Source organism: Sulfuricella sp., from assembly GCF_035531155.1.
Classification (GTDB): Bacteria; Pseudomonadota; Gammaproteobacteria; order Burkholderiales; family Sulfuricellaceae; genus Sulfuricella.
This window is the reverse complement of sequence record NZ_DATKTK010000005.1, coordinates 60157-82817: the sequence shown is the minus strand read 5'-3', so window position 1 is coordinate 82817 and position 22661 is coordinate 60157. Positions and strand designations below refer to the sequence as shown.

23 protein-coding genes and 1 tRNA gene are annotated in these 22661 nt (G+C 59.8%); 7 read left to right on the top strand and 17 right to left on the bottom strand.

All coding sequences use genetic code 11. The features are described 5' to 3' along the window. Positions 1 to 60 precede the first annotated feature (60 nt). A complete protein-coding gene (gene msrA / locus VMV64_RS02145; protein ID WP_325328302.1) occupies positions 61 to 705 on the top strand; it encodes a peptide-methionine (S)-S-oxide reductase MsrA in 645 nt (214 codons plus the stop codon). Between the two features lie 92 nt (positions 706 to 797). Here the strand turns inward: msrA and VMV64_RS02140 are convergent, their stop codons facing one another. The 11 genes from VMV64_RS02140 to VMV64_RS02090 all read right to left on the bottom strand — a co-directional run bounded on the left by VMV64_RS02140 (position 798) and on the right by VMV64_RS02090 (position 9984). Continuing rightward, positions 798 to 1259 (bottom strand): RES family NAD+ phosphorylase, encoded by a 462-nt coding sequence (locus VMV64_RS02140; RefSeq protein ID WP_325328301.1) that lies wholly within the window; start codon positions 1257 to 1259, stop codon positions 798 to 800. Continuing rightward, the gene (gene parS / locus VMV64_RS02135; RefSeq protein WP_325328300.1) at positions 1259 to 1717 is read right to left on the bottom strand and encodes a type II toxin-antitoxin system Xre/ParS family antitoxin; all 459 of its coding nucleotides are present in this window, start codon (positions 1715 to 1717) and stop codon (positions 1259 to 1261) included. The genes VMV64_RS02140 and parS overlap by 1 nt, the downstream gene beginning before the upstream one ends. Before the next feature lie 254 nt (positions 1718 to 1971). Then, on the bottom strand, positions 1972 to 3063 hold the full coding sequence (gene ychF / locus VMV64_RS02130) for a redox-regulated ATPase YchF (protein WP_325328299.1): 1092 nt from the start codon (positions 3061 to 3063) through the stop codon (positions 1972 to 1974). Between the two features lie 56 nt (positions 3064 to 3119). After that, positions 3120 to 3839, bottom strand: coding sequence for a pseudouridine synthase (locus VMV64_RS02125; protein ID WP_325328298.1), 720 nt, complete (start codon positions 3837 to 3839; stop codon positions 3120 to 3122). Next, entirely contained in the window at positions 3836 to 4432 is a 597-nt protein-coding gene (gene pth / locus VMV64_RS02120) for an aminoacyl-tRNA hydrolase (protein ID WP_325328297.1), read from the bottom strand. The genes VMV64_RS02125 and pth overlap by 4 nt, the downstream gene beginning before the upstream one ends. Positions 4433 to 4773: 341 nt before the next feature. Next, positions 4774 to 5388 (bottom strand): 50S ribosomal protein L25/general stress protein Ctc, encoded by a 615-nt coding sequence (locus VMV64_RS02115; RefSeq protein WP_325328296.1) that lies wholly within the window; start codon positions 5386 to 5388, stop codon positions 4774 to 4776. Positions 5389 to 5475: 87 nt separating this feature from the next. Further along, positions 5476 to 6426 carry a ribose-phosphate diphosphokinase gene (locus tag VMV64_RS02110; protein ID WP_325328295.1) on the bottom strand — a complete coding sequence of 317 codons (951 nt, stop codon included), beginning with the start codon at positions 6424 to 6426 and terminating at the stop codon, positions 5476 to 5478. A 65-nt stretch (positions 6427 to 6491) separates the two neighbouring features. Further along, a tRNA-Gln gene (locus VMV64_RS02105) sits at positions 6492 to 6566 on the bottom strand. Then, complete coding sequence (gene ispE / locus VMV64_RS02100; RefSeq protein WP_325328381.1) at positions 6567 to 7415, bottom strand: 4-(cytidine 5'-diphospho)-2-C-methyl-D-erythritol kinase; 849 nt, start codon at positions 7413 to 7415, stop codon at positions 6567 to 6569. A gap of 153 nt (positions 7416 to 7568) precedes the next feature. Further along, positions 7569 to 8255: a lipoprotein insertase outer membrane protein LolB gene (lolB, locus tag VMV64_RS02095; protein WP_325328294.1), complete on the bottom strand. Its 687-nt coding sequence runs from the start codon at positions 8253 to 8255 to the stop codon at positions 7569 to 7571. 4 nt (positions 8256 to 8259) lie between these two features. Further along, the gene (locus VMV64_RS02090) at positions 8260 to 9984 is read right to left on the bottom strand and encodes a tetratricopeptide repeat protein (RefSeq protein WP_325328293.1); all 1725 of its coding nucleotides are present in this window, start codon (positions 9982 to 9984) and stop codon (positions 8260 to 8262) included. A 265-nt stretch (positions 9985 to 10249) separates the two neighbouring features. Between VMV64_RS02090 and VMV64_RS02085 the strand changes: the two genes are divergently transcribed. The 5 genes from VMV64_RS02085 (at position 10250) to mutM (ending at position 14922) form a co-directional block, all read left to right on the top strand. Continuing rightward, on the top strand, positions 10250 to 10993 hold the full coding sequence (locus VMV64_RS02085) for an ABC transporter ATP-binding protein (protein WP_325328292.1): 744 nt from the start codon (positions 10250 to 10252) through the stop codon (positions 10991 to 10993). After that, a complete protein-coding gene (locus VMV64_RS02080) occupies positions 10990 to 11733 on the top strand; it encodes an ABC transporter permease (RefSeq protein ID WP_325328291.1) in 744 nt (247 codons plus the stop codon). Before VMV64_RS02085 ends, VMV64_RS02080 begins: the two co-directional genes overlap by 4 nt. Further along, a complete protein-coding gene (locus tag VMV64_RS02075; RefSeq protein WP_325328290.1) occupies positions 11726 to 13090 on the top strand; it encodes a GldG family protein in 1365 nt (454 codons plus the stop codon). Before VMV64_RS02080 ends, VMV64_RS02075 begins: the two co-directional genes overlap by 8 nt. After that, entirely contained in the window at positions 13087 to 13917 is an 831-nt protein-coding gene (locus tag VMV64_RS02070) for a DUF4340 domain-containing protein (RefSeq protein WP_325328289.1), read from the top strand. Before VMV64_RS02075 ends, VMV64_RS02070 begins: the two co-directional genes overlap by 4 nt. A 189-nt stretch (positions 13918 to 14106) precedes the next feature. After that, the gene (gene mutM, locus VMV64_RS02065) at positions 14107 to 14922 is read left to right on the top strand and encodes a bifunctional DNA-formamidopyrimidine glycosylase/DNA-(apurinic or apyrimidinic site) lyase (protein ID WP_325328288.1); all 816 of its coding nucleotides are present in this window, start codon (positions 14107 to 14109) and stop codon (positions 14920 to 14922) included. A gap of 117 nt (positions 14923 to 15039) precedes the next feature. Here the strand turns inward: mutM and VMV64_RS02060 are convergent, their stop codons facing one another. Continuing rightward, on the bottom strand, positions 15040 to 16305 hold the full coding sequence (locus tag VMV64_RS02060) for an HD-GYP domain-containing protein (RefSeq protein ID WP_325328287.1): 1266 nt from the start codon (positions 16303 to 16305) through the stop codon (positions 15040 to 15042). A 240-nt stretch (positions 16306 to 16545) separates the two neighbouring features. On the opposite strand from VMV64_RS02060, the gene VMV64_RS02055 reads away from it, so the two are divergent. Beyond that, positions 16546 to 18510 (top strand): dynamin family protein, encoded by a 1965-nt coding sequence (locus tag VMV64_RS02055; RefSeq protein ID WP_325328286.1) that lies wholly within the window; start codon positions 16546 to 16548, stop codon positions 18508 to 18510. 71 nt (positions 18511 to 18581) lie between these two features. On the opposite strand, the gene VMV64_RS02050 is transcribed toward VMV64_RS02055, so the two are convergent. The 5 genes from VMV64_RS02050 to VMV64_RS02030 all read right to left on the bottom strand — a co-directional run bounded on the left by VMV64_RS02050 (position 18582) and on the right by VMV64_RS02030 (position 22654). Next, complete coding sequence (locus tag VMV64_RS02050; RefSeq protein ID WP_325328285.1) at positions 18582 to 18833, bottom strand: YfhL family 4Fe-4S dicluster ferredoxin; 252 nt, start codon at positions 18831 to 18833, stop codon at positions 18582 to 18584. Between the two features lie 20 nt (positions 18834 to 18853). Then, positions 18854 to 19336: a pantetheine-phosphate adenylyltransferase gene (gene coaD, locus VMV64_RS02045; RefSeq protein ID WP_325328284.1), complete on the bottom strand. Its 483-nt coding sequence runs from the start codon at positions 19334 to 19336 to the stop codon at positions 18854 to 18856. Then, positions 19336 to 19890, bottom strand: coding sequence for a 16S rRNA (guanine(966)-N(2))-methyltransferase RsmD (gene rsmD, locus VMV64_RS02040; protein ID WP_325328283.1), 555 nt, complete (start codon positions 19888 to 19890; stop codon positions 19336 to 19338). The genes coaD and rsmD overlap by 1 nt, the downstream gene beginning before the upstream one ends. A gap of 117 nt (positions 19891 to 20007) precedes the next feature. Then, positions 20008 to 21318, bottom strand: coding sequence for a pitrilysin family protein (locus VMV64_RS02035; protein WP_325328282.1), 1311 nt, complete (start codon positions 21316 to 21318; stop codon positions 20008 to 20010). Further along, positions 21308 to 22654 (bottom strand): M16 family metallopeptidase, encoded by a 1347-nt coding sequence (locus tag VMV64_RS02030; RefSeq protein WP_414718816.1) that lies wholly within the window; start codon positions 22652 to 22654, stop codon positions 21308 to 21310. The genes VMV64_RS02035 and VMV64_RS02030 overlap by 11 nt, the downstream gene beginning before the upstream one ends. Positions 22655 to 22661 lie beyond the last annotated feature (7 nt).

Genomic DNA, 22661 nt, shown 5'->3' with positions numbered 1-22661 from the left:
TCGACAGGCTCAGGGCGAACGGATTTAATCAGCACTTCTCTAACCGTCAGGAGTGACATCATGCCAACTATCCAGCGTTTCCGCCGCTATTTATTCGGCAGCCTGTGTCTCATGCTCAGCCTGGCTGCGCCACCCAACGCCACGGCCGCACCCGCCGAGCAGACGGCGGTATTTGCCGGCGGCTGTTTCTGGGGCGTGGATGCGGTGTTCAAGCACGTCAAGGGGGTGTCTGAAGTGGTGTCCGGCTATGCGGGCGGCAGCGCGGCCACGGCGCGTTACGAACAGGTCAGCAATGGAAATACCGGACATGCCGAAGCGGTACGCATCCAATTCAATCCGGAGCAGGTTTCCTATCAGCAGCTGCTGCAAGTATTTTTCAGCGTTGCGCACGACCCCACCCAGCTCAACCGTCAAGGCCCGGATGTCGGCAGCCAATACCGCTCGGCGATTTTTTACACCGGTACCGAGCAGCAGAAAATGACGCAAAGCACTATCCAGCAACTCGCCGCCGCGCGCACTTTTTCTGCGCCCGTCGTCACGCAAGTCGTACCGCTGCAGCAGTTCTATCCCGCCGAGGAGTATCACCAGAACTATCTGGCCTTGCATCCCGACCAGCCTTATATCGTCATCCACGACAAGCCGAAGCTGGAGCAATTGCGCAAACGATTCCCCGCGTTGTACATACAAACTGGGGTGGGGCGATAAAGGATATGGTTCGAATTCTCTCAAAACGCCAATAATTCTGCAGGGTGCGTGGGACGCACCCTGCTATTCCACTCTGCGATGAAGCACGCGCATCATTTCCTGATCAACCGCAAATCGGTAATGAACGCCTGTGGCTCGCCGATTTCGATCTTGCTGAAATGGGGATGCAGGGGATTGAGCAGGTAATTGGTTTCGCCGGGGATCACCACGCTGGGCACGGCGAGAACGGCGGTGGATTGCTCTTGGGCCCATGCGCTGCCGATCGCCTGCAACTGCGTTCGGGCCGAGATGGTGCGCCAGTCCGGGGGGAGTTGCGCGAGTTCGATCTGCCTGATTTTCAGGCCCTTGGGAATTCGGGCCGGAATGATCGCGTAACGGGCACGCAGCGGTTCATCCTGCACCAGCATTTCCAGCATTGCCAGGGATTGGCTTTCAGCGGTATAAACCAGCGGCACGCCCTTGCGGTTCCAGCGCCCGCCATAGAGTCGGGCGCCCTCGCCGGAGAAGGCGTTATCCGCGAAACGGGCGGTGACCAGCCGCCAAACGGTGAGCATCAGGCAAATACGCCCTGCTCGATGCGGCCCAGGGTATCCACTACACTTTCCGCGCCGATGTCGGTATCCAGGAGGCTCAACGGGGTAGCGCCGGCTAGCGCGGCGTTGGAAGATTTCAGCCAGTTGAGGGCAACGTCGAAGTCCTCGAACACCTCCTCTGCGCGCTCGACCGCACGGGCCAGCCGCACCAGTTTGGCGGATTCTTCGCTGTTCAACAGGCCTTCCCGCTTGCGGCGGGCGAGAGTGCGCTCAGGAATGCCGAGCGCACCGGCCAGTTCGGCTTGGGTAATTCGAACCGCTCTGGAAAGCGCGTCCACCGCCGCTGATGGCAGGCCATGGCGAACAAGGGCAACCCAATCGAGGGGAGAGCGTGGCGTGGGCTTCAGTACACCCTTGCCACCCAACAGGTCTTCGACCGAGAGGAAAGACCGGTAAGCCGGGGCCGCAACAGTACTCATAACCACACTCCTTTATTTGCCATATGGCTTTCAGTATAGGCAAAAATGGCGTTGATTACCAGAGCATCTCCGAATAATGCCCTGTCGCTCCCGCAAAAGGGGGAGTCACCCAAGGCGGCCAATTTCCCGCTCCTTCCCCCTCGCAGGGGAAAGGAAGGTTGGCACGTGTTCGACTTTCTACACGACCGCCGTAACGGGCTAACCTTTCGGAGTTCCCCGTTACCTGACTGAATTACCCGATTCCAGCTCCGAGATTAAACGTTAAACCTGAAGTGCATCACGTCGCCGTCGTGCACGATGTATTCCTTACCTTCAAGGCGCATTTTGCCGGCTTCTTTCGCGCCCTGCTCGCCCTTGCAGACGACGAAATCGGCGAAGCTGATCACTTCGGCGCGGATAAAACCATGCTCGAAGTCGGTGTGGATCACGCCCGCTGCCTGCGGTGCGGTGGCACCGGCGTGGATGGTCCAGGCCCGCACTTCTTTGACCCCGGCGGTGAAATAAGTCTCCAGACCCAGCAGCTTGTAGGTGGCGCGAATGACGCGGTTCAGGCCCGGCTCGTCCAGCCCCATGTCGGCGAGGAAAGCTTTTTTGTCCTCTTCTTCCAGGTCGGCGATCTCGCCTTCCATCGCGGCGCAGATCGCGACCACCGGCGCATTCTCGCGCTGGGCGAATTCTGCCACCTTGGCCAGCATCGGGTTGTTGTCGAACCCGTTCTCGTCCACGTTGGCAATGTACATGGTGGGCTTGGCGGTCATCAGGCATAGCGGCTTGAGCAGCTCCCGCTCCTCTTCGGACTGCGCCAGCGCGCGCACCGGCTGGCCCTGATCCAGGTGCGCCCGCACTCTTTCCAGCAGGGCCACTACCTGGATCGCTTCCTTGTCGCCGGTCTTGGCCGCCTTGTTGTAGCGCATGAACGCCTTCTCGACGGTTTCCAGGTCGGCCAGCGCCAGCTCGGTGTTGATCACCTCGATGTCGGAAATCGGGTCCACTTTGCCCGCCACGTGCACCACGTTTTCGTTGACGAAGCAGCGCACCACGTGGGCAATCGCGTCGGTCTCGCGGATATTGGCGAGAAATTTGTTGCCCAAGCCCTCGCCCTTGGACGCACCCGCGACCAGGCCGGCGATGTCGACAAATTCGACCACGGCATGCTGCACCTTCTGCGGCTTGACGATTGCCGACAGCGCATCGATGCGCGGGTCGGGCACTTCGACGATGCCGACGTTGGGCTCGATGGTGCAGAAGGGGTAATTCTCCGCTGCAATTCCGGCGCTGGTGATGGCGTTGAACAGGGTGGACTTGCCCACGTTGGGCAGCCCGACGATTCCGCATTTCAAACTCATGAAAATCCTTTAATTATCAATTCACTTCCAAGCAAACCAAACAGCCATTATATCCCTCACACGCCGGGCGCCAGCAATGCCCGCTGCGCTTCGTCCAGGTAACACCATTCGCCTTCTTTCAGCCCCAGCGCATCCAGCGTCAACTTGCCGATCGCCGTGCGACTCAAGGCAGTGCAATGATTGCCGGCGGCAGTCAGCATGCGCTTGACCTGATGGTACTTGCCCTGCTCCAGCACGATCTCCAGCTGGTGCTCGGCCAGCTTGCGGCAGGTCAACGCTGCCAGCGGTGCGGGCTCATCGTGCAGCTTCACGCCGGCCAGCAGCTGCTCGACCAGCTCGGGCGTCACCGGGTCGTGCGTGGTGGCCGCATAAACCTTGGGGACGTGCCGCTTGGGGGATGACTGGGCGTGAATGAAGGCGCCGTCATCCGACATCAGCAAGATCCCGGTGGTGTCGTGGTCGAGGCGGCCCACCGGCTGCACGTCGCGCCAGGTGAACTGTTCCGGCAACAGGGTCAGCACGCCGGGGTGGTGGCTGGGCTTTCTGGAACACTCAAAATTGGCGGGCTTGTTCAGCGCGATATAGACATGCTCGCGGTAAACCCACACCTCGTCGAAAAGCGTGAACTCAAGACCGGTCGTTTCGAAGGCGGCGCGAGGGTCGGTCACCGTTTCGCCGGCGATGGACACCTCACCCTCGCTGACCAGCTGGCGACACCATTTGCGGGTGCCGAAGCCCTGCGATTTGAGGATCAGGTCCAGGCTCAGCTTGCTCAAGAAGCTTCCGATTTCGGTTTGGTGTGCAGCTTGATCATCGCGGCGGGGAAATCCCCTGACAGCAGCTGCGGCAAGCCGGCGAGGCTGGCATCGACGGCGGCCTCGATCAGCTCCCGCTCTGCGCGCTGCGGCGCATTGAGCACGAAATTCACCACGGCGTTGCGGTCGCCGGGATGGCCGATGCCCAGGCGCAGGCGCCAGAAGTCCGGCGTGCCAAGTTGGGCGATGATGTCCTTGAGGCCGTTATGGCCGCCGTGACCGCCGCCTTTTTTCAGCCGCACCGTGCCCGGCGGCAAATCGAGTTCGTCGTGCACCACCAGGATTTCGTCCGGCGTGATCTTGTAAAAGCCGGCCAGTGCGCTGACGGCCCGGCCGCTGAGATTCATGAAGGTTTCCGGCTTCAGCAGCCAGACCTCGCGATTGTTGACGGCGAGCCGGGCGGCCAGGCAATGAAACTTTTTTTCAGGCTTGAAGCTGGCGGATTTTCCCGCCGCCACGGCATCCACCCACCAGAAACCGGCGTTGTGCCGGGTGGCCTCGTACTCCCGTCCCGGATTTCCCAAGCCTACAATCAGGCGGATTCCTGTCGTCATTATCCTAGAAGCGGCAGTTGGACGGGGTGGAGTGTGCATTTTTTGGGGTGCAGGGCAAGGCGCAACGACGCGGAATGGTTGTTCCATTCCAAGGAGTTGCAACGCTGCCATGCGCCGCAAAAAAAGTGCAATCCGCCCCGTAGCGACCTCACCAACCGGGTGAAGCCATGATTCATGAAGAAATTTTTTATCATTGCGTTAAGCGTTAAGCGTCTAGCAAAGCGGTCAACTGCCGTTTCTAGGATTATCCCGTCCTACAATGAAAAAACCCGCCGAGCGCACCCCATAAAGGTCGTATGCTCGACGGGCTCCTTACAAGCAGCCAAGCAGCTGCAAAGTGCTTATGCCTTGACTTCGGCCTCTGCCGCTGCTGCTGCTTCCACAGCACCGCGCGGAATGGTGATCGTCGCTACAGCCAAGTCTTCGCCTTTGGTCAGCGGGATCAGTTCGATGCCCTTGGCCAGCTTCAGCTCGGACAGGTGAATTGAGTGACCGGCAGCCAGGTCAGACAGATCCACTTCGATGAACTCGGGCAGGTCCTTCGGCAGGCAGGCCACGTCCACTTCGGTGATGATGTGGCTGACGATACCGGCAGAAAGCTTCACGCCAGGAGCGTTTTCGGCGTTGGAGAAATGCAGCGGCACCTTCATGTGGATCTTCTCTTTCGGGTTGACGCGCTGGAAGTCCACGTGCATCACCACCGGGCGGAACGGGTGCATCTGGTAGTCACGCAGCAGCACCTGCTCGCTCTTGCCGTCAAGGTTCAACGTCAGGATGGTGGCGTGAAAGGACTCGTTCTTCAGCTTGTAGAACACTTCCTTGTGGTCCAGTTCGATGGCTGCGGCATCCTTGCCACCACCATAAACCACTGCTGGAATGCGACCCGTGCGACGCAGGCGGCGGCTCGCACCCGTTCCCTGTAGCGTGCGCGGGGTTGCGCTGATTTCGATTTTCATGTTGATGCTCCTAAAGGTAAAATGCCGCCCGCGACCAGGCAGCATTCGGTTTGCGCAGAACCAGTATAAAACCGGCTCCGCAAAAAATTATTCCATGAACAGCGAGCTGACCGAATCCTCGTTGCTGATCCGGCGCATCGTTTCGGCCATCAGTTCCGCCACGGAAAGCTGACGGATGCGGCTGCAATTTTTGGCTTCCTCGCGTAGCGGGATGGTGTCGGTCACCACCAGTTCATCCAGATGCGAACCCATGATGCGCTCCACTGCCGGACCGGACAGCACCGGGTGGGTACAGTACGCCACCACTTTTTCCGCGCCGTGCTCTTTCAAGGCCGAAGCCGCCTCGCACAGGGTGTTGGCGGTATCGACCAGATCGTCCATCAACACGCAGGTGCGGCCCCGGACATCGCCGATGATGTGCATCACCTTGGCGACGTTGGGCTTGGGACGGCGTTTGTCGATGATCGCCAGATCCACGTCAAGGCGTTTGGCCAGTGCACGGGCACGCACCACACCGCCGACGTCGGGCGATACCACGATCAGGTTCTCGTAATGCTTCTTCCACACATCGCCGAGCAGAATCGGCGCGGCGTAGACATTGTCCACCGGAATGTCAAAAAAGCCCTGGATCTGGTCGGCATGCAGGTCCATGGTGAGCAGGCGGTCCACGCCGGCGCTGGTGAGCATGTTCGCCACCACCTTGGCGGTGATCGCCACCCGCGCCGAGCGCGGCCTGCGATCCTGGCGCGCATAGCCCAGGTAAGGAATGGCCGCGGTGATGCGTCCGGCCGAGGAGCGCTTGAGCGCATCCACCATCACCAGGACTTCCATCAGGGTGTCATTGGTCGGGGTACAGGTCGACTGCAGCACGAATACATCCTTGCCGCGCACGTTCTCGAGGATCTCGATCATCACCTCGCCGTCGCTGAAACGACCGACCGTCGCTCGCCCAAGGCGAAGATTGAGATGTTTCACCACCTCCTCGGCAAGCCGGGGATTTGCGTTGCCGGTGAAAACCATCATGCTGCCGTATGCCATGACGCGCCCTTAAAAACAAACGTAGGGACGGCGCATGCGACGTCCCTACCGGTTTGGATTACAACTGGCTGGGGAGGTAGGGATCGAACCTACGAATGCTGGAATCAAAATCCAGTGCCTTACCACTTGGCGACTCCCCATTAACTGATAAAACCGTACAAAGGATGCTTATCCAGGCCCTTTGCTACAAAACCGGCCATCTGCGCCGGCTTCATAAAAAACACTTTATTCGCCTCTTCCTCGCTCGAAAACGCGGCAAAAACACACGCTCCCGATCCGGTCATTCTGGCATCGCCGAAGGCCCTGAGCCAATCCAGGCACTCGGCAACCTGCGGGTACTTCCGGCACACCACAGGCTCCAGATCATTTTTCAACTGCTGAACAAGCCTTCCGCAGCCCGTTGAAAAGTCCGACATTTTGATAGGTTTCGTATCGCGTGTCAATTCCCTGCTGGTAAAAATCTCTATCGTGGAAACCACCACCGGTGGCACCAGCACCACATACCAGGCCGGCGGAAGCGCGACCGGCTGGAGCTTTTCGCCCACTCCCTCGGCAAAGGCGCTCTCGCCGAATACGAATACCGGCACGTCGGCGCCGAGGCGCAAACCCAGCTCCTGCAACATTTGGCGGCTGAGATTCAGGTTCCACAAGCGGTTCAGCGCCAGCAGCGTAGTAGCGGCGTCGGAGCTGCCCCCGCCTAAGCCGCCGCCCATCGGCAAACGCTTCTCCAAGACGATATCCGCGCCGAGGCGGCATCCGGTTTCCTGCTGTAGCAGACGCGCAGCGCGCACGGTGAGGTCCTGTTCCGGGTCCAGGCCGGGCAGCGGATTCACCCGCCGGATCACGCCGTCATCACGGATGGTAAAAGAAAGGCTGTCGCCGTAATCGACGAAACGAAACACCGTTTGCAATAAATGGTAGCCGTCCGGCCGCCGGCCCACCACATGCAGGAACAGGTTCAGCTTGGCCGGGGCGGGGAAGGTGGTCATCATCCCAGAAACCTCAATTCATAACCGCAAAGACGCGAAGGCGCAAAGAAAATAAGGACATAAAATCCATCTGATGACTTGGCAAATTACGGCAACACATTGTTTTTACTTTGCGTTCTCTGCGCCTTTGCGGTTCAAATGCTTTTTTTAGGGTCATGGCAACACCCAGTCATCGATCACCAGCCGGACCCGCAGACGCTCGTCCAGCGCCACCTCCAGCTTGGCTGGCAGCAAGGTTCCCTGGACCATCCGGTAACCGAGATAATCGACGCGCCAGCCATCCTGACGCAGGGTACGAAGCTGCAGGTTCTCGTCCAGCTCGCTTTCCGCCGCACCGTCCGGTGCGGGGCGGCCCATCACCCAGTATTGCAGGCCGCGCGCCGGCAGGCGCCAGCCCAGCGCTTCCTCGGTCAGGCTTTCCACGTCCGAGGCATGGTAACTCCGGCCCTCTGCGGTCTCCAGCGAGGCACCGGCGGAATTGCTCAGAATGCGGGCGACACCCTGCCCCAACGGGTTAAGGATGAATATCTCGTCCTCCTCGGCGCCGTGGCTCCACCGCAGCGAACCGGAAAAACTCTCCCCGTTGTGCGATACGCCGATCCGGCCTGCCAGCCGGAACAAGCCATCAGCACCGATGCCGGCCTGTGGGCGGGCGGCTGATTCAAGCTCCGGCGGCGGCACCGGCAGTGCGGCGCAACCCCACAGCAACACGGGGAAACAACAGGCGACGAATAAACCTCTAAAGAAAGGGGTGATGGGCGATGGGTGACGGGTAAGGTCAAAAACGGTGCGGTGGGGTTTTTGACTTTCATCACCCATCACCCATCGCCCATCACCCATTACCTTACCGCGCAGGAATAAATTTCTTGATGACATTCAACAGCGTTTCGTGCCCGGGATTTTCCTTCAAGGCGGCGCGCCAGATTTTTTCTGCCTCTTCGCGCTTGCCCCTGGCCCACAGCACTTCGCCAAAATGCGCCGCGATTTCCGCATCGTGCTGGCCGGCGTAGGCGCGCATCAGGGTGTCCTCAGCCTTTTCAAGTTGCCCCATGCGGTAATACACCCAGCCCAGACTGTCCATGATAAAAAAGTCGTCCGGTGCCAGTTCAAGCGCCTTTTCGATCAGCTGCCGCGCCTCATCCAGACGTTCGGAACGATCCGCCAGGGTATATCCCAACGCATTGTAGGCGTGGGCGTAATCGGGCTTGATCTGGATCAGCTTGCGCAGGTCCTGCTCGAGAACGTCGATCTTGCCCAACTTTTCAGCCGCCATCGCATGGTCGTAGAGCAGATCAGGATAATTCGGCAGCTTCTCCAGCGCCTTGCCCAACAATTCAAATGCCTCACCGTAAGCCTTGGCATCCCGCAGCAACTGCGCCTCCGCCACGACCACCTGAACCCGCTGCTGGTTGTTCTGCACCGGGATCTGCCTGAGGTGCTGACGCGCCTCTGGGAGCTTGCCCTGTTTGGCCAGCATGGCCGCATGACGGATTTGCGCGGGAACATACTGCTCGCCCTGGCCGACCGAACCATACCATTCTGCAGCTTCCTCGTAGCGCCCACGCTCATCGAACAGCTGGCCGAGATACATGCGCACTGAGGCTTCATCGCGGTATTGGCCGGCCAGCGCCTGTTTCAGGTATTTCTCCGCAGCATCGTAATCCTTGAGCTGCATCGCCAGCAATCCGACCGCCACGCTTACCTCGGGATTTCCGGGCAGATCGCCGAGCAGTTTTTCGAACTGGGCGCGCGCTTCGACGTATTGGCGGTCGCTCACCAGTAAACGGGCATAAGCCAAGCGCATATCCTGCATTTTGGGATAATCGCCCAGCTGGCTCCGGTAGAACTCCAGCGCTTCGGAGATAGAGGTGCGCTGCAGCAGCTGGCCCTGGAACAGCGCCGCCGCTTCCCAATCGGAACGGAGCCGCCTTGCCTCGCGAATTTCACTCAACGCCAGTTCATCCTTGCCCGCACTCCATGCCGCATAGGCAATAGTGAAATGCGCTTCGGCGCGATTCAGATAAGGCGCGACCAATTCCTGCACCAGAGCCAGGGTGGCCTGCTTATCCTGTTGCCGCGACAGCATCTGATTCAAATGCAGCAGCGCCCCGCCAACGTTGTCACCTTCTCCTGCCAGCAATTTCTCCAGATGGGGCTTCGCTTCCTGCAGGCGGCCGCTGTTCAGCAGAATCGCCGCCACGGCCTGCCGCGCCAGGGTTTCGTCCGGATCGACCTGCTGCCACAGCGTAGCCGCCTCCAGCGCCTGGGTTTCGCGCCGCGACTGCAGGGCTAACTCGGCAGCCCGTTTTGCCAGGCGCGGATCACGAGTGGTTTTGGCCAGATCCAGCATACCCTCGGTAGCCAGCCCCGGATCGCCACGCTGCCCGGCGACCTCCGAAACCAGGTACTGAAACAGGAGGGGGGCGGTCAAGTCGACCTTGGGCAGCACCGGGATCCGCTCTGCGCGCTCCGGCTCAGCGACGGGCTGAACGGCTTCTTTCGGCGACAGTTGGGCGCACCCGGCAGCAACCAGCGCGGCGGGGGCCAGCAAGAGATATTTAAATTTCATCACAGGGATATAATAACCTTAAGAACCGCCGTTATCCACAGATTAACACGGATTAACACAGATAAAACAACATGTTGCAGCAGATTTTCCATTCACCAGAAAGGTGTAAAAGACAATATGAGCAAGGTAACTCATTGATAATCCGTGTATATCCGTGTTAATCCGTGGCCGAACTGCTTTTTACATCATAATGCGGTTGGCAAATGCGCTCTTTACGCGTTCCCCATATTAGGACATATTTGCTCTTTTTCAAAGCAACCAGGGCATGACCAAGATTACCGTTTCCGCCAAAGACCTTTCCCGTAGCTACGGCGCCCGCTGCGCCGTACGGAACATCGGCTTCGAGCTGCGCCAGGGCGAGGTGCTGGGCCTGCTGGGGCCGAACGGCGCCGGGAAAACCACCACCCTGCAAATGCTGGCCGGATGCCTGGCTCCCAGCACCGGCACGATCGAAATCTGCGGCATCAACTTGCTGGAGCACCCGCGCCAAGCCAAGGCGCTGCTCGGCTACCTGCCGGAAACCCCGCCCCTGTACCGGGAACTGACCGTGGATGAATATCTCCACCTTGCCGCGCGGCTGCACCGCATTCCCAAGCATGAAATCGCCGATGCCGTTAACAAAACCCGGCAGCGCTGCGGCCTGTCCGATGTCGGGAAGCGTCTGGTCGGCAACCTGTCCAAAGGCTACCAGCAACGGGTGGGCATCGCCCAGGCGATCGTGCACAACCCGCGCGTGGTGATCCTGGATGAACCCACCGTCGGCCTCGACCCGATCCAGATCCGCGAGATCCGCAACCTGATCCGCGAGTTGGGCGGCGCGCACAGCGTAATCCTGTCCACCCACATCCTGCCGGAGGTGGAAAGCGTGTGCGACCGCATCCAGATCATGAACCAGGGCAAACTGGTGTTCGGCGGCAACATGGCCGAACTGAAGCAGACCTATCCGGAGCAGGCCAACCTGGAAGAAGTCTTCATCCAGCTGACCCAACAAGCAGAGGAAAACGCATGATCTTCACCATTGCCGCCAAGGAACTGAAAATCCTGTTCAGCGGGCCGATGGCCTGGATTATCCTGGCCGTGCTGGAGATCATCCTCGCCTATTTTTTTCTGGCCCAGGTCGATGCTTTTCTGGTGATCCAGCCGCAACTGACCGCCCTCGCCAACCCCCCTGGCGTTACCGAGCTGGTTGTGACGCCCCTGTTCGGCAACGCCGCGATCATTTTGCTAATGGCGGTGCCGCTCCTCTCCATGCGCCTGATCGCCGAGGAGCGGCGCAACCAGACGCTTAATCTGTTGCTGAGCGCGCCGGTTTCGGTCAGCGAGATCATCCTCGGCAAATTCCTCGGCCTGATGGCTTTCCTCTCCCTGTTTATCGGCCTGGCCGCGCTGATGTCGCTGTCGCTGTACGCCGGCGCAGCGCTCGACTTGGGGCTGCTGGCCGGCAACATCGTCGGCCTGGTGCTGCTGGCGGCCAGCTTCGCCGCGCTCGGCCTGTTCATTTCCAGCCTCACGGCGCACCCGATCGTCGCCGCGATTGGCAGCTTCGGCGCACTGCTTGGCCTGTGGATCATCAACATGTCGGCGCGCGACGCCGACAGCTGGCTGCATACCCTTTCGCTGCTGAAGCATTTCGAATCGTTCAACCGCGGCATCATCGCCAGCGCCGATGCCGCCTACTTCGTGCTGTTCATCGTCTTGTTCCTGGTGCTGGCGGTGCGCCGGCTCGACAACGACAGGACCCATGGCTGACCCTATGAAAATCCGCAATCCATCCCGCTTCCAGTTGCGCCTGCAAAGCGCCATCTTTCTGGTCCTGTTCCTCCTCGCCGTCGGTCTGCTGGTCACCCTTTCCCGTGCATACACGGCGCAGTGGGACATCACCCGCAACAGCCGCAACTCGCTGAGCCAGGCCAGCATCGACGTGCTCAAGAGCCTGCCCGGCCCGGTCACCATCACCGCCTACGCCACCCAGCAGGACCCCCGGCTAGGCGATGTGCGCAAAATCATTCACGAATTCATCCACCTTTACAGCCATGCCAAGCCCGATCTCACGCTCAAGTTCGTCGATCCGGCGGAACAACCTCAGTTGACGCGGGCAGCCGGCATCCAGGCCAACGGCGAAATGGTGGTGGAATACCGGGGCCGCAGCGAGCACCTCACCACCCTGAACGAGCAGATGCTGACCTCTCTCCTGACCCGGCTGGCCCGCGCCGGCAAGCGCATGGCGTTCTACCTGGACGGCCACGGCGAACGCAAGCTCGACGGCATGGCCAACCACGATCTCGGCGATTTCGGCAGGAAGCTGGAAGCCAAGGGTTTCAAGACGGCAAGCCTCAACCTCACCCTGGCCCAGGACGTACCCGACAACGCCAGCCTGCTGATGATCGCCAGCCCGCAAGTGGACCTGATGCCGGGGGAGGTGGAGAAGCTGAAAAAATACCTGGAAAAGGGCGGCAACCTGCTCTGGCTGATCGACCAGGAACCGCTGCACGGCTTGCAACCGCTGGCTGAAACGCTGGGGCTGGTGCTGACGCCCGGCACGGTGGTGGACACCGCCGCCCAGCAGCTAAACGCCGCTCCGACCATCGCCCTGGGCGCCGTTTACGGCCGTCATCCGGCGACACTCGGCTTCAATCTGGTCACGGCCTTCCCCTATGCCCGCACTGTCGGCTCCAGCGAAGGAAAAGGCTGGCAGGCCACCGCCTTGATCGAGGTCGCGCCACAAGGCTGGGTGGAAACCGGCAAGCTCGACGGGACCATCGCCTACGACAAGAACCGCGACACGCCGGGGCCGGCAACCATCGCCATCGCCCTTGAACGCAGCGTGGAAGACAAGAACCAGCGAGTCATCGTGGTCGGAAACGGCGGCTTTCTCTCCAACACCTATCTCGGCAACGGCGGCAACCTCGACCTCGGCCTCAACCTGTTCAACTGGCTGGCCGGGGACGACAGCCTCATTACCATCCCGCCCAAGGCCGCCCAGGACACCCGCCTTGACTTGAGCAAGAGCGCCGCAGCGGTGATCGCCATCGGCTTTCTCCTCGCCCTGCCGCTGGCGTTTATCGCCATCGGCATCGGCACCTGGTGGCGTCGGCGCAAGGCATGAAATCCCGCATCCTGCTGAATCTCGCGCTGGCCGCGCTGATTGCCGTCCTGATCCTGCTGGTCTGGCTCAAGCCCAAGCCCATGGCCCCGACGGAATTCAAGCTCTCCACCCTCGCTAGCGCCAGTATCAACCGCATCGCCATCGAAAGGCCCGGCCAGCCGGCAATCGTGCTGCAAAAAAACTTTGCTGGCTGGCGCCTGAGCGCCCCATTCCAGGCACGCGCGGAGGGGACGGCGGTCGGACACCTGCTGGAAATCCTCGCCGCCGCCAGCCTCCAGCGCTTCCCCGCCACCGATCTTGGCCGCTTCCAGCTCGACCCCCCCCTGCTACGGCTCACGCTCAACGACCAGGAGTTCAGCTTCGGCACGCAGAACACGCTGACCGGCGAGGTCTACGTCGCCACCCATGGCGGCGTCCATCTGGTCGCGCCCAGCTATCTCGCCCATGCGATGAAGATGCCCGCCGATTTCGCCGCCCGCGCCTTATTGACCGAGGAAGAGAAGCCGGCCGGCTTCGAGTTTGCGGATCTGAAACTCAGCCAGAACAGCGATGGCAAATGGTTGACGTCCCCTGCCCGCCCGAACTTGAGCCAGGACGATATCAACCGCTGGGTGGACGAATGGCGCCACACTTCCAGCCTGGTCACCCAGCCCTACGACGGCACACCCCCGCAGGAATCCTTCACCCTGCGCCTCAGCGATGGCAAGCTCATTCCCTGCAAAATCCTGCGCCGCGAACCGGAGCTGGTGCTGCTGCGCGAAGACGAGAAACTGCAGTATCATTTCCCCGCCGAGATTGGGAAACGCTTGCTGCGACCTGGTGAATAAACCTGAAAAAAATCTTTCACCGCAGAGACGCAGAGGCACAGAGAAAACCTGAACCCATTAAACGCAAAGGCACAAAGAAAATCCGAGAATGCCTTTTTGTGTGGGGCTTAATGTGTCATTGCATCACAATGCTTTTGAATTTCTCTGTGCCTCTGCGTCTCTGCGGTAAATATGCCGTTAGGATAAATCATGCCCGAACTGCCCGAAGTCGAAACCACCCGCCGCGGCCTTGAGCCCCATCTGGTCGGCCAGCGCATCCACGCTGCCATCGTCCGCCACACCGGCTTGCGCCATCCGGTACCGGAAACGCTGAAACAAGTCCTGCCCGGCTTAACCCTGCGCAGCATCGAACGACGCGGCAAATACCTGCTGCTGGACTGCGGCGAGGGCTGGCTGATCCTGCATCTCGGCATGTCGGGCAGCCTGCGCATCCTGCCCGCCGCCACGCCGCCGGAGAAACACGACCACTTCGATCTCGTAGTGGAAAGCGGCCAGTGCATGCGGCTGCGCGACCCGCGCCGCTTCGGGGCCGTGCTGTGGACGACGGCGCCGCCGGAAAGCCATCCCCTGCTCGCCAGCCTCGGTGTCGAGCCGCTGACGGCCGCTTTCGACGGCGATTTCCTCTACCGGGTGTCGCGCGGCCGCCGGACCCCGATCAAGCAATTCCTGATGGACGGACACATCATCGTCGGCGTCGGCAACATCTACGCCAACGAAGCGCTGTTTTCCGCCGGTATCAGCCCGAAAACCGCGGCCGGAAGGCTGGGCAAAGAGCGCTGCACCCGGCTGGCGGCTTTGGTGAAGAACATCCTGAATCTGGCGATTGCCGCAGGCGGCAGCACCCTGCGCGATTTCGTCAACAGCGCCGGTAACCCCGGCTATTTCCAGCAGCAATATGGGGTCTATGGCCGCACCGGCCAGCCCTGCCTGCGCTGCGGCGCGACGGTACGCCTGTTGCGCCAGGGGCAGCGTTCCACCTTCTACTGCCCCGGCTGCCAGAAGTGACGCTCAGGGCGCGCCTTAAAATATCGACAGATCGCGCTGATTAATTTAACGGGGTTATGCTATTAATTTAAACCCCGTTGTGACTTGCGGCGCTGATTTCCGGGCTGCGGCTGTTTGCTAGCCGCTGAAAAAGTGTCTGGTGACCAGGGCCATCATCATCCCTTCTACCGCCTGGTCTTCCTGGCCGTTGATCGTGGTGTAGAGCTCTGACGCAATCCCGGTAAACGCATCCGGCAGGCGCGGGTCGAAATGGCTGCTGCGGCCCTCTTGCAGAATGCGCATGGCTTCGTCAAAAGAAAAAGCTTTTTTGTACGGACGCACGGAGATGAGTGCGTCGAACACGTCCGCAATGGCAAAGATCCGGGCATTCAGGGGGATGGCTTCTCCTTTCAGACCTTTCAGGTAACCGCTGCCGTCGAATTTCTCGTGGTGGAATTCGACCACGTCGCGCGCTTCCAGCAGCCAGTCGGATTTGGCCAGGATGTCCACGCCCAGCGCAACGTGGGTGCGCATGACTGCAAATTCCTCATCGGTCAGCTTGCCGGGCTTGAGCAGGATGTTGTCGCTGATGCCGATCTTGCCCACATCGTGCAGGAATGCGCCTGCGATCAGCTGGCGCAACTGGGTGCCGGACAACTTGAGGGTCTCAGCCAGCCGGATGGCGTAAATGGTGACGCGGTAATTGTGTACACTGGTGTCCGAGTCACGCTTGGCGATGGCGTTGCCCAGGACCTCCATCAGCTCGATATTGCCCTTGAGCAGGTCGCGGGAGAGATGTACCAGATTCTTGTTGAGCAAAATGATGATCGGGTAGAGCACCAAGGTGGTTGCCAGAACAATGACGACCACCAGGATCAGGGCGCGCACGACGTCGTTCCTGATGCCTTTCAGCGTCTCTGCATCAACCTGGTAAACCCCCTCGAAGTAGCCGGCAAGAGTGCCATTTTTCTCCTTTAGCGGCTGCAGTACCTGCAGGAATACATTCTCCCCGATGAGCAGCTTGCGGTAGTAAGTGGCATCGGCGAGCGGGAAGGAATGAGGGTTCTGCTTCAGTTCCGCCTCGATCGCATCCTTGCCGGGATCGGTTTCTTCGAGGATTTTCTTCTTGTCGCGGTTGTAAAGTTCGACGATGACGAAGTGGCTTTTCAGGAATTCCGCGGTTTTCTGGCGCAGTCCGCTCAGGTCGGGGTCGGGCTGGTTGAGACGATACAGGTTCTCGCTGGTGAATGATTCGGTTTCCATCACGGCCAGATTCAGGATGCGATCGTCGGTGGACTCAGTTTCCAGATAAAAAACGATGCCGCCCAGCACGATAGACAAGATTATCCAGGCCAGGGCAAGGCGCCGAACTACAAGGTTGTGGATGTTCTTGTTGAGGGGCATGCTGATTCACTTGTCAAGAATGGGGGTATTTTAATGCAGAAATCCGGTCATTCAGCAAACGCTTTTGTCGATCTTGTGCTCACGTCGGAATCCGCGAACTAAAGGGGCAGCTTTGTTGGACACCCCGGCTGCCAGAAGTGACGTTCAATACGCGCCTTAAAATATTGATAAGTCACGTTGATGTGTTGTATTTTGTGATAAAGTTTAACCCACCTGAATAAACCATCCCTCGGGGGAATCATGGCACACGATGATCTGGTCGCGCACTTCGAAGCCTACAGCGCCTGGCGCAGCCGCCTGTCGGACAACGTCGGCGACTTTCGCAACTGGCTCAACGAGCAGGAACTGAACGACGCCCAGACCGACCTGCGCATCCAGCGCTTGCTCGACCGGCTCCATGACGACAAGCTCAATGTGGCTTTCGTCGCGGAATTCTCGCGCGGCAAATCCGAGCTGATCAACGCCATTTTCTTTGCCGGCTACGGCCAGCGGCTGCTGCCTTCGAGTGCGGGGCGCACCACCATGTGCCCGACCGAACTGATGTACGAGGAAGGTCGCGCACCCTGCATCCAGTTGCTGCCCATCGAAACCCGTGCCGCCGACACCACCACCACGGAGTACAAGCGTTACCTAGACGAATGGAAAGTCGTGCCGCTCGACATCGAGTCGAGCGATGCCATGGCCGATGCCTTCCTGCAGGTGAGCCAGACCAAGCGGGTCAGCCTGGACGAAGCCGCGCGCTATGGCCTGTACAATGAAAAGGACGAAAACAACATCGTCACCGTGCATGAAGACGGCACGGTGGACATCCCCTGCTGGCGCCACGCCATCATCAACTTCCCGCATCCGCTGCTGAAGCAGGGCCTGGTCATCCTCGACACGCCGGGTCTCAACGCCATCGGCACCGAGCCGGAACTGACCCTGAACCTGCTGCCCAACGCTCATGCGGTGCTGTTTATCCTCGCCGCCGACACCGGTGTCACCAAGTCCGACATCGAGGTCTGGCGCGATCACATCGGCAACCAGCAGGGACACCAGAAGGGGCGCCTGGTGGTGTTGAACAAAATCGACGGCCTGTGGGACGGGCTGAAAAGCAGCGAGGAAATCGAACGCGAAATCGACAAGCAGGTCAGCACCAGCGCCAGCCTGCTCGGCATCAAGCCCGCCTATGTGTTTCCGGTTTCCGCGCAGAAGGGGCTGCTCGCCAAGATCAATCAGGACCAGCCGCTACTCGAAAAAAGCCGTTTGCTGGCACTGGAAAAATCGCTCAGCGACGAGCTTATCCCCTCCAAGCAGGAAATCGTCCGGGATAATACCCAGGGCGAAATCAAGCACATGGAGGAAAGCATCCGCTCGATTCTGGATGCTCGGCTGGCCGGCGTGCGCGAGCAACTGGACGAACTGCTCGGGCTGCGCGGCAAGAACGAGGATGTGATCGAGCACATGATGTCCAAGGTGAAGAAGGATAAGGAGGACTTCGAAAAAGGCCTGCAACGCTTCCAGGCTCTGCGCAGCGTATTCTCCCAGCAGACCAATATCCTGTTCGCCCACCTCGGCATGGATGCGCTCAAGACCGAGGTCAAGAACACCCGCATCGCCATGGCCGAAGCCCGGTTCACCAAGGGCATGCGCGACGCCATGAACCAATTTTTCAGGGGCGCCAACGAGAACATTGCCCAATCCGCCAGGCAGATCGATGAAATCAAGGGCATGATGGCCGCGATGTACAAGAAATTCAACGAGGAGCATGGGTTAAGCCAAGCCTCTCCCGCCCCCTTCTCGCCCCTGAAGTATCACAAGGAAATCGCCCGACTGGAAAAAGCCTACAACGAGCACTTCAACACCGTGCTCAACATGCTGACCCACGAAAAACTTTCCATCACCACGAAATTTTTCGAAACCCTGGCGAACCGGGTGGTGCATGTGTACGCGGTCGCAAACCAGGATGTGGAAAACTGGCTGAAGGCGATCATGGCACCGATGGAAACCCAGGTGCGCGAACATCAACTCCATTTGCGCCGCCGCCTGGAAAGCATCAAACGCATCCACAAGGCGACCGATACCCTGGAAGACCGGATCACCGAACTGCAGCACATGGAAAAAGGCATCCTCAAGCAGCTGCAGGATTTGTCCCTGTTGCAGCAGCACATTGCCCGCTCACTGGCCTACGAGCAAGAAACACAGCCTGCCGCGGCAAGCGCCTGAGCTTTCCGTCCATAAAAGAACGGCGGCATGGAGTTCCATGCCGCCGTTCTTTTGTCCAGACCCGGGTTGATTTAACCCTGGGCTTGAAGCGCCTCGTACTTGGCCTGCAACTCTTCCTTGGTTTCCTGGTGCGCGGAGTTGACGATGATGCAATCCACCGGGCAAACGCTGATGCACTGCGGTTCGTCGTAATGCCCGACGCACTCGGTGCACAGAGCGGGGTCGATCACGTAGATTTCATCGCCCTGTGTAATTGCACCGTTGGGGCATTCGGGTTCGCACACATCGCAGTTGATGCACTCATCGGTAATCATCAGAGCCATAGCAGTTTCCTTCTACAATATTAAGAAAAAATTTTGTGATGCAGCCTCGCCTTGACCGAGGGTTGCACAAACTGGCTGACATCCCCGCCCAGCAGCGCAATCTCCCTGACCATGCCGGCCGAAATGAACATGTATTGATCCGATGGCGTCAGGAATACCGTTTCGACCTCGGGATACAGGCTCCGGTTCATTCCCGCCAGCTGAAATTCGTATTCAAAATCCGAAACCGCGCGCAAGCCCCGCAGCACGACGCGCGCATCGTGCTCGCGCAAGAAATTCATCAGCAGCCCGGAAAACCCCACCACTGTTACTTTGGGCACATCGGCCAGCACTTCCCTCGCCATGTCCACCCGTTCATCCACGGTAAAATAGGGTTTCTTGCTCTGGCTGTCCGCTACCGCGACGATCACCTCGTCGAACAGGCGAATGGCGCGCCGCACCAAGTCCTCATGACCGAGGGTAATCGGGTCGAACGTTCCGGGGTAAACCACTCTAAGCGCCATCAGGGCCCTTCAGTTTTTCGCTTCAGCAAACAGTAAAACACCTTGCCCGCCCGGCCGCTGCGCCAGACTTCCCATCCTTCTCCCGGCTCAAGCGCCTGCTCGGTTTCGGCGTAAACCAAGCCATCTGGCGCGAGCCGGTCAGAAAGAAGCGGCAATAATAACGGTAAAATCCCGTGGTGGAAAGGTGGGTCGAGAAAAATCACATCGAACACTTCCCCCTCGCGGGAGAGGGTTTTTAACCCATCCCCCGCCACCAGAACCAGCCGATCGGCACCGAGTTTGCGCGCATTTTCCTGCAAGGACTTCAGCACCTGCGGGTTCTGTTCAGCCATCACCACCCGCCGCGCACCGCGTGAAAGCGCCTCGAACCCCAGCGCCCCGCTGCCGGCGAACAGGTCAAGACAGGTCTTGCCATCCAGTGTTTGCCCCAACCAGTTGAACAAGGTTTCCCGCACCCGGTCCGGGGTCGGGCGCAAGCCTTCTGCTTGCGGGAAATTGACCAGGCGGCCGCGCCATTCGCCGGCGATGATCCGGACCTTGCTCTGCTGTGCCATGGTTATGGGTTATGGGTTATGGGTTATGGGTTATGGGTTATGGGTTATGGGTTATGGGTTATGGGTTATGGGTTATGGGTTCTTCATTACCCATAACCCATTACTCATTACCAGGGTTTAGTCCGCGCCGACTACCACAGTCGCCATGTTGTCCGGCTGGATGCGGCGGGTAAAGGCATCCCGGATTTGGGCAACCGTCACTTTTTCAACCTTGCCGGAGAAGTCGTCCAGATAGGTGAGCGGCAACCGGTAATACCCGATCACAGTAAGGTAATCGAGGATTTTCATGTTGCTGTCCAGGCGCAACGGGAAGCCCCCCACGATATTTTGCTTGGCCTTCTTCAACTCGTCCTCGGTCGGCCCCTTGGCAATGAAATCCCGCAAGGTCTTGCGCACCACGGCCAGCGCCTCGTCGGCCTGCTCGCGCTTGGTCTGCAAGCCGATCTGGAACGGCCCGCTCTGCTGCAACGGCAGGAAATAACTGTAGACGCTATATACCAGTCCGCGCTTCTGCCTGACTTCCTCGATCAAACGCGAGGCGAAGCCGCCCCCGCCGAGGATGTAGTTGCCGACATAAAGCGGGAAATAATCCGGGTCGTTGCGCGTCATGCCCGGCTGACCGATGAGGATGTGACTTTGCTTGGCGGGGTGGGCGATTTTGCGGGTTTCCCCCTTGGGCATGACCACCGCCGGCAAGGGCTGGGACCCGCTTTCAGCCCGCGGCAAGACCGCGGTTAGCTGAGCGACAATCTCTCTGGCCTGGGCCGGAGTGACATCGCCAATCACAGCAACGACGGCCTCATCGGCGCGATAATGGGCGCGGTAGAAACCAACCAGATCCTCGCGCCGCAATGCGGCGATCGATTCCGGCTCGACCATGGAGGACAGCGCGTAAGGGTGGGTTCCATAGAGCAGGGCATTGAATGTTCGACCGGCGACAAACTCCGGCTGAGTCATGGCTTCCTTGAGTTCGGCGATGGATCGGGTTTTCTCCCTTTCCAGTATCTGCGCCGGAAAATCCGGGGATTGCAGCGCCTTGGCCATGACGCCCAAGGCTTGGCTACGCTCCCGCTCGCTGCTCAGCGTGCGCAGGCGCAAGCCAGCCCGGTCCTGGTCGAAGCTTCCGCCGAGGTTAGCGCCGACATCTGCCATCCGACGGGAAATTTCCTCTTCCGTCATCCCCCCTGCGCCATGAGTCAACAGGTGCTGGGTCATGCTCGCCAGCCCCGGCCTGGATTTGTCGTCCCGGCCGCTGCCGGCGGGAAACTCGACGCTGACGTCCAGCAAGGGCAGATCATGATTTTCGACGAAATATACGCGCGCCCCATTTTCCATCTGCCAATACTGGATCGGCAAGGCAGCCTGGGCCGAGGCGGCGGCAAGGATCAAACACGCCGCATAGAAGAACCGAATCAAATTAATTTGCATGGCGTCCTCCCGGAACAGGTTTCGCCGGCTTCACGCCATCCAGCGGTTGAGGATCGAGCACAGCCACCGTCAGATGGTCGTCGATCAGGTATTTTCGCGCCACTTCCTGCACCTGCGCTGCAGTCACCTCCTTGAGCTTCGCCAGACGCGTTTCCAGCGTATTCAGTGGCAGCCCTGCGGTTTCCACCTCGCCAATCAGCATTGCCTGGTAGAACATCGAGTCGCGCTGGTAAACTTGGGACGCAATCACCTGTGCTTTCACACGCTGCAATTCCTCCTCGGTCACGCCATCCTGCTTGATCTTCTCAATTTCCCCGCGAATGGCTGTTTCCAGCTCGGCAACGCTCTTGCCTTCCGCTGGCGAACCATCCAGCATGAACATCGCAGGCCCGCGCGAAATCAGGTCATAGCCTGCACCGATCGACACAGCGATCTGCTGCTCCCGCACCAGCGACTGGTTGAGGCGCGCCGACGCGTTACCATCCAATACACCGGCCAGCACCTCCAGCGCATAGGGATCGCTATCCTTGTTGGGCTCGCGCAAAGGGGGGACATGGTAGCCCATCGCAAGATAGGGCAGCTTGGCGGGTGCCTTCACGCTGACACGCTTGATACCGCGCTGTACCGGCTCGACCTGCGGCTTGCGCTGCGGCAGCGCCGCCGGCTTGATCGAGCCGAAATAGCGTTGCGCCAGCTTCAGCGTTGCCTCGGGCTCGACATCGCCCACCACCACCAGCGTAGCATTGTTCGGCGCATACCAGCGGCGGTACCAGTTCCGGGCATCGTTGTCGGTCAGGTTCTCCAGATCGTTCATCCAGCCGATGATCGGATGATGGTAAGGATGGGCCTCGTAGGCTGCCGCCATCAGGTCTTCGTAAACCAGCGCCTGGGGCTTGTCCTCGGTGCGCAGCCTGCGCTCCTCCATCACCACCTTGATTTCCTTGGCGAACTCCTTAGGCGACAGCACCAGGTTATGCATCCGGTCCGCCTCCAGTTTCAACGCCAGATCCAGCCTGGATTTCTGCAACTGCTCAAAATAGGCGGTGTGATCGCGGCTGGTGAAAGCGTTTTCCCGTCCCCCGGCCGCAGCGACGATCTTCGAAAACTCGCCGGCAGGAACCGCCCGGGTGCCCTTGAACATCATGTGCTCCAGCACGTGGGCCACGCCGGTCGTGCCGTTAAACTCATCCATGCTGCCGACGCGGTACCACACCTGAGACACCACCACCGGCGCGCGATGGTCTTCCTTGACGATGACCTTCATCCCGTTGGCAAGCTTGTATTCATGGACAGTCGCCATGGCCTGGAACGGTAGCATCGCCGCCAGCAACCACATGCACCGG